Source organism: Escherichia sp. HH41S (genome assembly GCF_009820115.1).
GTDB classification, from domain to species: Bacteria; Pseudomonadota; Gammaproteobacteria; order Enterobacterales; family Enterobacteriaceae; genus Escherichia; species Escherichia coli_F.
The window spans coordinates 38,878-49,888 of the sequence record NZ_VNXE01000120.1; the positions used below are offsets into that span (position 1 = coordinate 38,878).

7 protein-coding genes are annotated in these 11,011 nt (G+C 53.0%); all 7 read right to left on the reverse strand.

What is annotated here, in order from left to right; translation table 11 throughout:
• Positions 1–14 precede the first annotated feature (14 nt).
• Entirely contained in the window at positions 15–767 is a 753-nt protein-coding gene (gene traX / locus FQZ95_RS23940; protein WP_160530798.1) for a type-F conjugative transfer system pilin acetylase TraX, read from the reverse strand.
• A complete protein-coding gene (traI, locus tag FQZ95_RS23945) occupies positions 767–5,983 on the reverse strand; it encodes a conjugative transfer relaxase/helicase TraI (RefSeq protein ID WP_160530800.1) in 5,217 nt (1,738 codons plus the stop codon). Before traI ends, traX begins: the two co-directional genes overlap by 1 nt.
• Complete coding sequence (gene traD / locus FQZ95_RS23950) at positions 5,983–8,169, reverse strand: type IV conjugative transfer system coupling protein TraD (protein WP_160530802.1); 2,187 nt, start codon at positions 8,167–8,169, stop codon at positions 5,983–5,985. Before traD ends, traI begins: the two co-directional genes overlap by 1 nt.
• A gap of 40 nt (positions 8,170–8,209) precedes the next feature.
• Positions 8,210–8,578 (reverse strand): DUF2726 domain-containing protein, encoded by a 369-nt coding sequence (locus FQZ95_RS23955; RefSeq protein ID WP_224491916.1) that lies wholly within the window; start codon positions 8,576–8,578, stop codon positions 8,210–8,212.
• A 141-nt stretch (positions 8,579–8,719) separates the two neighbouring features.
• Complete coding sequence (locus FQZ95_RS23960) at positions 8,720–9,412, reverse strand: hypothetical protein (protein WP_089571012.1); 693 nt, start codon at positions 9,410–9,412, stop codon at positions 8,720–8,722.
• 127 nt (positions 9,413–9,539) lie between these two features.
• Positions 9,540–10,277, reverse strand: a complete 738-nt coding sequence (traT, locus tag FQZ95_RS23965) for a conjugal transfer complement resistance protein TraT (RefSeq protein WP_160530803.1) — start codon at positions 10,275–10,277, stop codon at positions 9,540–9,542.
• Between the two features lie 71 nt (positions 10,278–10,348).
• Positions 10,349–10,999, reverse strand: a complete 651-nt coding sequence (locus FQZ95_RS23970) for a hypothetical protein (protein ID WP_000015960.1) — start codon at positions 10,997–10,999, stop codon at positions 10,349–10,351.
• Positions 11,000–11,011: the final 12 nt, after the last annotated feature.

Sequence of the window (11,011 nt, forward strand, 5' to 3'; positions counted from 1 at the left end):
TTCATCACGGTATGTTAAGTCTGCGGCCCGTAAACAATGACGGCAATAATCAGCAGATGCAGGGCATAACCTTCTGCAAACCACCGGCTTATCTGCAGGCGCTTTGATGATGCAGGTACATACTCATGCACAAGACACAATACCAGCAGTGTCATGCCCATACCGGCCAGCACGGGGACGGCACCGTTTGCACCGTTCAGCCATACAACAGAGCACAGCCACAGTAAAAATAACCGCCCCTGGTACTGCTCCGGCACCTGCCAGACGGATACGGCTGCCAGCAGCATCACCAGCCCCTGCCAGCCATAACTGGCAGTACTGAACGACAGATACAGTGCCAGCATGGTGCCGGTTATGGCACCTTTTATGGCATCAGGGCGTTGCCAGAAACAGACCGCCTGCATCACCACGGCAAAGCAGAACAGAATGTTCAGCTCCCACCACTGATTTCCTGTACCCCGAAATGCCAGCCAGAATACCGGTTGCGCCAGCACTGCCATCAGCCACAGGCGATTTACGGCAGCCTGTCGTATCTGCCGCCCCGCCAGGTTGCAGCCCGCCATCAGTGCGAAAAGCGGGAATGCGCACCGCCCGGTCAGGTTAAGCCAGGGAGTCCCCACATGAAATGCTGTAGCAATGTGGTCACCTGTCATCGCCAGAAATGCCACGATTTTGATAATGTCACGTTGTAATGGTGCCAGAGACAGCAAAGGCAAAGCACCGGGATTCCGTACATCATCCTCGCAGAAACATTCCTGGTTTTCCATCAGAGCGTCTTCTCCCTGTCAATCACCAGTTCTTTCTCCATCTGCCGCAGTTGCTCCTGTCCGTTTATGTGTTTCAGGGCAGCCACTTCATGCTGAAGTAATTGCGCGTTTTCTTTCTCTTCACGGGCTGCCGCCTGTCTGGCTGCCCTGATTTCCTGTTCTGCCACCACGTTTTCTGCAGCCTGCAGGGTCTCACTCTCTGCCGGCAGGATGTTCCGCGTTTCATCCTGTCGCAGGGTTTCCCTGACCGCTTTTTCTGCTTCCTGGCGTGCCCGCTCTTCCGGCGTCTGCAGACTGAGCAGTTCTGCGTCGGTATTCTGTACAGCCTGCACAGTTTTTATGGCTTCAGGTGTCGTTTCTCCCTGTCCCTGCGTTAACTTCTGAAGCAGCCAGCCGGGAAGTGGCGCGGTATCCTGTTGCAGCACAACACCACTCTCAGGGTGCTGGCGGGCCAGCGCCAGTGCAGATGCCGGGTCTGATGCCGTCAGCGTTACGCCATTATGGCTCTGCTGCAGAACCACAACGCCGGCATCATCACGCCCCAGCCATCTTCCCTGCTCATCCAGTCCCTGCATTCGCCCCTCTTCATCCATACGGATTTCCTGCAACCAGATACCCTGTTGTCTGCCGTTCCGGTCGTAAGCCGGCCAGGCCACATGCGGTGCCGGATATTTGCGGCTGCCACTGATGAAGCGGGCTTCACTGTGGTCCGGTAACCCGGTTTCCCGCAACAACGCCCGCCCCAGCGCATTCTGATTAAGCGTCCGGGCACTGTCCCACAGATTCTGTGCTGTTGTGGCACGAAAATCCTGTTGAACGTCCAGCACATCATGGGCTGTCTCCCTGCTTTTACTGGCCGCCACGGATGCCTGCCATTTCCCGATATCATCGGTATACACCTGCACATGCTGCTTCATCCTCGAGAGCGCCACATACGCATCACTGAGGGAGGCAAGCCGCTGGCGTGCGCCGGTTGCACCGGCCAGGGCTATCACAAAGGCCTCGCTGGCCCCCTGAGCACGGTGTGCCGTACCGGCATAGCCGTAATCCAGATGCATATCCGACATCTCACGCCCCGGCTGAATCAGCCGTGTATGTTCACCGTGCTTCAGCGTGATATCGCCGTTATCTGCCACCCGGATGACCTCCCACAGCACCTGGGTATCCCGTCCCTGCTCCCGGTCCTGACGAGTGAAGCGCACCAGGTCACCTTCTGACAGCCGGATTTCACGCCGGGAAAATACCGCAATATCCCGCAGACTGCTTTCAAAAGCGGAAAGCAGATGGTCCCGGCCTTCTGCATCACGCAGCATCACCACACCGTTTGCTGCATCAGGGCTGTGAATGGTGTAATACTGCTGGTTTATCAGGGCAATGTGGCCGCTGTGCTGCGCCAGTCCTGCCACGGATTTCAGGGCTTCCGTCTGCGTTTTCTCCCTGACCAGCACCGTTACAGGAAGCTCATACCCACCGGTTTTTCCTGCCTCATGCAGACGGTCATGAATGCCGGCATTGATGGCCATTGCATCCGCGTTTGTCTGGGTGACAATCAGCGTCTGACGCCGGGCCTCTGCGGTGCGCCCGGTGTAATCATCCACGATGGCAGATATCACCCTGTCTCCCTGCGTTTCTCTCTGTTCGCGGGTCTGGCGAATTTCAGTCACCGATGATGCCGGTACATATGCACCATTATCCCGGGGCACCTGTTCCGGTGAAACGCGGCGTATCGTGTCCAGCGCCTCGCCGGTACGCCCTTCCAGCAGTGCATACACCGCTGGTCGCAGTTCCGGTGACTGACGCACAATGTCTTTCATCACCGCCACATCGATGGCGCTGCGCTGCTGCATCAGGGTAAAGGGCGCACCACTGGCCACCGGCTGTAACTGCAGACTGTCACCGGACAGAACCGCACGCCCACCTGCGGCGGCAATGCGGGCCAGTGTGTCAGCCATATCCCGGTTGCCCACCATGGAGCTTTCATCAATAAGAAACAGCGTTTTTGAGAAGTTAAGCTGTTCACCGCTCTGCTGACGTCGCTCCGTGTCCATCAGAAAAGAAGCGATGGTCTGCGCTTTCACCCCCACACCCTGCATTTCGCTGACGGCCCGGTGTGTGGGCGCCAGCCCCACCACATCCGGCCGCAGCCCTTCCGGCAACGTGTCCAGCGCCGCCAGGACACTGCGAAACTGTGTGGTTTTCCCCACACCGGCATAGCCCTGAATGGCCACAAAACGGTCCGTGCTTTCAAGAATCAACCGGCTGGCTGCCTGTTGGCCTGTCGTCAGACCCGCCAGGAGAGACGAGTCCACAGTTTCCATCAGCGGGCGTTGCGTGTTCTTTCCTTCTGCCATTGTGCGAAGGATGGCTTTTTCCTGCAGCCAGGTTTCAGCCGGCACATAACGACTGGCACTCCCGTCACCCGGCACAGACAGGATTTCCCCGCGCTGAACCAGTTCAGCAAATGTGTGGTGAATATCGCCTGGTGTCACTGACGGATGCGCTTTCAGTGCCTCCAGTACCACGTCCTGACGGGAAAAGACCACGTTGCTACCCTGAGCCAGCGTTATGGCCTGACGTACGGCTTTTTCGGTCACCGGCATCAGACCGTCCCGGGCCTGCTGTATGGCTGTATCCAGTGGCTTACCCTCCGGACTGACCTGTTCCTGGGCCTGCCGGTACAGTGGAGAACGTGCAAGACGCGCATGCGCGTCTTCTTCTGACAGTGACGTATAAATCTGTACCCGGTCACCACTGGTGGCCAGTGTATTCAGCGTCTGTGCCTGCGTGTCGCGGGCAGAAACGGCAGCCAGAACAATCCCCTGTTCACTCACCGTTTTTCCGGGCGTGGTCACATATCCCTGACTGATTTTCAGTCTGCCAGCAACCGGAAGGCGATGCCGGCGTTCCCCCTGCCGGACCGTCAGCGCCCGGTCTGTGATGCGCTCAACCGTGACACTGTCACCTGCGCGCAGTTTTCCGTGACTGCCGAGCAGCATCAGCTTTTCACCTTCAGCCACCGGAAGCGTCCCGGGCTGATACAACCGCCAGCTGCTGTCCATGTCCCGGACCTTTATCAGCTGACTTCTGCCTTTCTCATCCGTCAGCGTCAGTGTGCGACTGCGGGCCGTCACCCGGTCAATAGTGTAACGCTCAGACGTCCGGCGTTCTGCATCATACCGCTCCAGTATCTGTCCTTCCCGGTAGCTGTCCGTCAGTCTGCGGCTTTTACTGTCAAGGAACACCGGCGTCAGCGTGGATACCGTTACTTCCCTGTCGCCCAGCTCTCCGGCCGCTTTCAGTGACTGACGGATGGCCTCCGTCAGCGCCCGCTGCTCACGACCAGGGGCCTGCGCCACCACGCTCTCGCCCTGTGCATGCAGAACAGCATAATCCAGGGCCAGCTGTTCATAACGCTGCCGGCGGTCACCATGACTTATCACCGATACCCTGACGCCCCTGTCCGTCCCCCCCTGAAGCCGCACCACACCGGCATCTTCCAGCGTGGCCAGCGCATTTCCGGTGCCCTTACGACCACCACCGTCCATCAGCACCACCTGCACATTGTTACGCAACGCCTGGTCAAGCAGCGTGACCGTCTCCTTAACAGACAGTTTTTCCGCGCCGGCAATCACCAGCGTGCTGTCATGCTTCAGCCCTTCCCCGGTCAGTAAATCCTTCCCGCTCACTTTTCCGTTCAGCCCCTGCTGCTCTGCCAGAAAAGTAGTCATCTTCCTGTCCGGTGCCATCACCTGCACCTGACGTCCCTGACCTTCTGCCATCGCCACAACAGCCTGTATCTGCTCCCGCTGTGCCGCCATTCCCCGTCCGGTACTGATAATGGCCACCGCCGGAAGTGTGTCAGCCAGAATCGCAGCCGCGCCCTGCAGGGGCATTTCAGGTCGCATGGTCACCATCACCCGGTTTTCACGCAGCGCCTGCTGTGCCAGCTGCTGCACGCTCAGCTCATCGAGCAGATGAATGGAGGAGGTGAAAAGCCCTTTTTCCTTATCAAGTGGTACCAGTTCGCCGCTGCTGATGGCCTGCTCAATCCCGGCACGGGCCAGGGCAATACTGCCCGGTTCAGCCTCCACCAGTGCCAGCGTCCTGCTCAGGACATCGGAGTAGGTAAACTGCGCCCTGCGGTCACTCAGCAGGGAAATAGCCTGTGACACAGCATCCCGCATCACTGACGGTACGGTCACACCTTCACGCTGACCAGAAATGGATGAAGACGATGTCTCCCGCTGAGAATACCCTCCGGCCTCTCCTGACAAAACAGCCTTTTCCGGTTCAGAAACAGAACGGGCAGACTGCTGCAGGGCTTCCCGTTCTGCTGCTTTCTCCCGCAATGCCTGATAACTGAATCCTGTCCGGTCAATACGCTCATGCCACTCGGTCAGCAGCTCTTCTCTGTCCGGCTCTTTCTGTTTGGCACGACGGGTATCCAGCGCAGCCACACTGCGGGATTTAGCCGATGCATCATCCCCGACCGCTTCCCGGATTTGCTGACTGCGGGTTGAGAAAATATCGACCGGAACACCTTTAATCTCCCACAGACCATTTTTCCCGGTATCCACCGTCTCATAGCCCATCGCCTCAACCTGGCGACGCAATAAATTCAGTTGTATCTGCCCCAGAGCTAACTGGTTCGCATAAACAGCTTCAATAAATCCGTCTTTCCTGACCGTACCGCTTGCCAGCGTTCGCCAGCCACTTTCCGTTGGTGTCATATTCAGGAACAAAGCATGGGTATGAAGTTGCGGATCCAGATTCCGTGAAGTGTCATGATTAAATGTGGCAATAACCGCTTTCTGTGTCAGTTGTGTCTCTGTCTCTCCCTCTTTCATCACCCGACTGGAAACCAGCGATTCAACTTCTTTTAGCGTTTCACTTACTGCCCTGTTCCAGGCCTCCAGTAAACGATTCTCACCATACAGCGCAATCAGTACAGACACACTTTTGGGGGCAGAAAATGTCAGATCATAACCGCTGCGATGAACATTAATGCCGCCTTCCATTCTCTCCAGACTGACGCCATTGGGCAGACGTCCTGCAATCAACTCATCCAGCCGGAAAGCATCCACCGGTCCTTCCAGTTGCAGCAATTTTGCCCCTTCCCCTAACCACCGGGACTGCATGCTGCCCAGAAAATAGTAGTTATCCTGCGATGTGTAATAGCCTGCGCCACCACCGGCAATGGGTGCAATACTCAGCATTACCAGGTTACCTCGCGGTCATCATCCTGTTCACGCGCTTCATTCGTCTGGTGACTCACCAGATTGCGTTCATCCTGTCGCATTGCTTCCTGTGCCTGGTCTGAATCTCTGCAGAGTTCGTCATACCGCTCATCGTCCGGATACAGGATTTCCCCGGTTTCTTTGTCCACAATTTCGGTCAGCTCTGCCACAGGCGCCTTTTCTTCCACAGGGCTGCTCTCACCTGTTCCGCCCGTCACCGCAGCCGCTGCCCCCTGAGTCACAGCTGCAGTCAGTACCGGATTGTTAAGCGATTCTGCCTGTCCGGCCTGAGACGCCGTTTTGTTCTGTTCATCATCTTTTCTGACCTCACCCTGCTCCAGCCGGGCCAACAGCGCCGTAATATCGCCATCTTCCTCTTCGCGACGGCTGATTTCAGATTCAATCTCCGGATCAAGGCTGTCGTTGATTTCCCGCATCTGCAGATCCTCTGCACAGTCCTTTATCTTTTCGTAACGCATACTCATACGAACAGCCGGATAATCACCGGGAAACGTGACATAGCAGCTGAGATTGGGCAGTTTCTGGATATCGGTGTAGTTCACCAGATAGCGGTCTTCTTCCACCTTGCTGAAGGAGACACCGTCACGCACGGTATCCGCACCATAGCTGTACTGCTCACTGAAAACTTTATCCCGACGCTGGCCAATCTCACGCTGCACCCATTCCGCTTCTGTGCTGGATGGTGAGCGGAAAAAGAAACGGGTATTCACCAGCCCCAGCATGGCGTCAGCCGTCTCTTTTCCGTAAGTAAAATCCATCTGGGCTTTGGCCTGAAACCCCAGCACAAAACACCCACCAAATCGTCGTGCCTCCGCCAGTACGCCCGGCAGCTCCGGCAGTTTGTTCAGTGAAGGAAGCTCATCGTAAATAAACCAGACTCTGCGGTGCAGATTTTCTCCCATACCCAGCAGACAGTTAGCCGCCTGGGCCAGCCACATGGAAATCAGTGGCTTCAGTGACTCATGCTGGCGGGCATTACTGGTCACCCACAACCAGCCATGTTGCTTAATCTGTGGGTCGTTGACAGCACTCATCCATTCCCGGATGGTAAACGGACGACGTCCGGTACGTTCAATACCCTGCAGATAACGTAATGCCTTGACATAGTTGGTCAGCACACTGCGGATGGAGATGGCGGTCTTTTCCACCTTCTCTTCCACCAGGTTACTGGCCTCCGTACCTGCCAGGTAGTCGCGCAGAGCCTTCAGATCAATGGCAAGCAGCGTGCGCAACAACGCGTTGTAGGAGTGAATACCTTTCTTTTTCTGACGATATGACACCGCAGAAAAAATGGTACGGGCTGAACTTTGCCAGAAGGGATCTTCTTTTGCCCCCATCGGAATAAGCGTGCTTGCTGCACTGTCAAAATCCGGAATGGACTCAAACTCACGGAACATATCCCAGTACGCACAGCGGCGATCAAGCGCATTAAGCAGGGTGTCATCCCGTTCATTAAAGTGCTTTTTAATCAGGGAACAGCCTTTATCGTAAATAATGGCCATATCACCGCGTGCCCGGATTTGCTTCAGCAGCTTGTTGATAGTGTTGGACTTACCTGATCCCGGCGTGCCATACATCATCAGATACTGCACTTCGCCATTTAATATCAGCGGAAGCTGATCGATACAGATGGAGGAAGCCTGCCCACGGCGATGCATCTCCCGGGCCACCGCTTTTACATCATCAGTCAGCTCACGCCCCCCCATGCGCTCATCCTGAGCCTGTTTTTCCCCCAGACGTCGCAGAAAACGGAAAATCAGAAAGGCCAGCACACCAACTGCCACAGACGCCCAGAACAGGGCCAGATACAGCTCCTGGAGGAACATATTGCCGGCCCAGACCATATAATCGTCTTTCAGAATCTGCTCCGACGTTGCGTGCAGCACCTGTCCGTTCCAGGGAATGTCATAAACCGGAGGAACCCGGTACAGCGCCTTTTCTCCACGGGCAGTAAGTGACAACCACCAGTACAGCCCGCCATTACGGATAGTTTCCCAGGGCAGACGCAACCAGAAAAATAACGGCAAAAAGATAACGAAAAACCAGATTAACCAGAATGAAACGCGTTTGTTTACCTGCATGAACATATTCAGCATATAGCTGAATACCTGCCCACCCTGCGTGATATGTTTGGTTGAGCTCATATAAGTACCCGGTTATTAAAGAACATCAGAAAAATAAAAGTCAGATATGGCGAATAATACTGGCGGCGACGTCATTCACCTGTTTAACAGAACGGGGTCGGTGCAACGGAATACCAGCCTGAATAACAACCAGATTAAATAACGTATCCCGGCGCTGACGTTCCGGGCGCAGATGAGAGCGATCATCCAGTTCGATAATGGCCCTGACAGTGAAATCCTGCTGATCCACAACCACATAATCACAGTGCCATTGTGAAATCTGCCGGAATAACCTTCTGTTCTCTGCCTCAGAGAACCCGGGGCAAACCTGAACCACATCAACCAGACGAACCTGCGCCATCACCAGCAAAGGGTATCCCGCCAGCGCGCGGCAGAGTTCACGAAAAAATTCACGTTCGCGCGCAGTCATAAAATGCTTTGACTGATAACAACGATGTTTTTTTAAAAGCCGGTCAATGTATTTCTGATTTCCGGTATATTTTTTCGTTCTTCCGGGAAGGATCAGGATAAGCAGTATTACTGCCAGAAAAACAACATACTCCATTTATTATCAGTCTCCATTCATATTCCACGTATATCCCTCTCCCCGGAAAATATGCCCTCCGGCACGATAGCCGCAGTTCATCATGTGCAATGCTCTTTCAATTAAGCCAGTGACAAACTGAATATCTTTTCCGCTTTTATACTGAATTTGCAGACACAGGCGCTGATGTGTTTCCGGGCCGCCAGATTTTTTTGGTCGAAAAAAATATCCGCCTTCTGGGTTGATTCTTCCTGAAAGTATTTCGCCGGATTTTTCATCCAGGCAGGCAGAATGCAATGCCCAGGTCACATTATCCTCCTGAATCCCGTCAATACGGCTTATTCCCGGCATCCAGACCAGCTGTTGCCCATGCTGACGAATGATATCCCCGATCTGCTGACAAAGCTGTAACAATGGTAACGTATCCGGAGCCACAACAACGAGAGTAAGGAGATGGTACTCTTTTCGCGTTGAAAGACACGCAGAATAGTCATAACACTCAACAGCGTGATTTTCTTTATTTCTCCGGAAAAAGAACCAGGCAATTATCATTACCAGAATAAAAAAACATAAAACGGTCATTATACCAATATTATCATTAATGAAATCGACAAGGTTATATGCGGGTTTATTGATATATTGTATATGCGTGGTTGGTATTGGTGCTTCATGAATATATTCTGGCGGCGCAACAAGTTTATCTTCTACAGGAGTAGCCATAGAAACTCCATTATGTGAACAGGTCAGACACTGCGAAAAGAGAAATTATTTTTTCGCTGTTGAATAAGATTTTGTGAAATGTCAGTAAAGGAATTCCCGCTGGCGGATTCAGCGGGAATCAGAAAAATTACAGAATATTAGCAATAGATTTTGCTAACTGATCTTCAAGAACCGGTTTGGCTTCTTCAAATTTCAGGTTAACTTTGTTGGCACTGGACACAATACGCGTCTGATATTTATGCTGGTTACCGGTTTCACTGCTGGTCTGCACTTTATAACCCGACGTTCCCTGCTTCAGCGCAGCCACATTGTCAGTCGTCACCTGCGCGGAAGTGCGCTCTGCGATCTGCACATCAGTTACCATGGTGTAGTTGATATCTTCCACCATCGCATCAGCCGCCATTCCCACAAGGCCGGCAGCCAGTCCCACCCCCAGCGTGGCACCGGCAGAGTTGGAGTTATAGGCTGTAATGCCTGCTCCTAACGCCGCAGCCTGAACAGCGCCCTGGTATCCCTGACTCAGGAAGCCCTGTGCTTCCCGCAAATCCATTTTATCGGCTTTCAGCACATTCGCCTGAATCCAGTAATGCGCGTCGGCAGGATTATTCACGATACGATAGCCTTTAGCCTGTACCTGGCTGTTAATTTTTCCCTGAAGGCCACTCATATCCTTATCGGAGGTGTTTTTGATTTGCAGATAAACAGTGCGATCAGTGGAAGGTTCAAGCCAGATGGTTTCACTCATCTGGGTTTTGACTTCCAGATTACGCTTTTTAATTGCGGTGCTCATCGCACCACAGCCAGACAGGAGAAACGCCCCCAGAACAATCGCAGCGATAAAGTTATTTTTACGATTTAACAACATAAATTTATCCTTAAACAAAAAACAATTGCTGATAACACCTCTGGGTTATCGCATGAATCGTACCTGTATTTTCACCAACGGTCATCCCAGCGATTGTCATCACTACCCCAGGCATTCCCCCCCACATCAATTGTATCATCTAACATGAGAAGTCCAGTTGCCGGGTTAACTTCATTACTACTGGAACAACACACATCGTCTTTTGATCGGCTCTCTCCAGGCAGATTAACATAAACAAATCGGACAAAATCGTCAGGATATAGTTTTCTCACTTTATAAGAAAAAACACATGTAAAAATTGCCCCCAATAAAGCAAACACCGCCCCCGAGAAAAGGACAAATTGCAGTCCAAATCCAACAGCAACAGCGATAATGACCAGGGCCACTCTGCAGGCAGATAATACACATCGTTTTTTCAGTTGTTCTGATTTTGAAATAATATCCGTTTCAGGCTCTATTTTCATAAGAACATACTGAGTGGAAGTTATGTCCCACAGCACAACAATTGTAATAATTGCAGAGAAAAAGTGCACAACCAGAAGACATATTAATAGCCACATAGCATTTTCACCGTAAACCAGGGCTGCACATAACGTCATAAAAAATGATACTGAAATACAACATGCTGTTATCTGCACACCAGATTTACAACCAGGCCACATACGTAGCCTGTCATCTTTCCAGTTAAACGTTTTTAATTTTTCAGTTAATAGCCCGGACATAACTCTCTCTTT

Bases quoted from the DNA above. Each gene is read 5' to 3' on its own strand.
- traI (WP_160530800.1), bottom strand. From the start codon at position 5,983: ATGCTGAGTATTGCACCCATTGCCGGTGGTGGCGCAGGCTATTACACA.
- traX (WP_160530798.1), bottom strand. From the start codon at position 767: ATGGAAAACCAGGAATGTTTCTGCGAGGATGATGTACGGAATCCCGGT.
- FQZ95_RS23955 (WP_224491916.1), bottom strand. From the start codon at position 8,578: ATGACTGCGCGCGAACGTGAATTTTTTCGTGAACTCTGCCGCGCGCTG.
- traT (WP_160530803.1), bottom strand. From the start codon at position 10,277: ATGTTGTTAAATCGTAAAAATAACTTTATCGCTGCGATTGTTCTGGGG.
- traD (WP_160530802.1), bottom strand. From the start codon at position 8,169: ATGAGCTCAACCAAACATATCACGCAGGGTGGGCAGGTATTCAGCTAT.
- FQZ95_RS23960 (WP_089571012.1), bottom strand. From the start codon at position 9,412: ATGGCTACTCCTGTAGAAGATAAACTTGTTGCGCCGCCAGAATATATT.
- FQZ95_RS23970 (WP_000015960.1), bottom strand. From the start codon at position 10,999: ATGTCCGGGCTATTAACTGAAAAATTAAAAACGTTTAACTGGAAAGAT.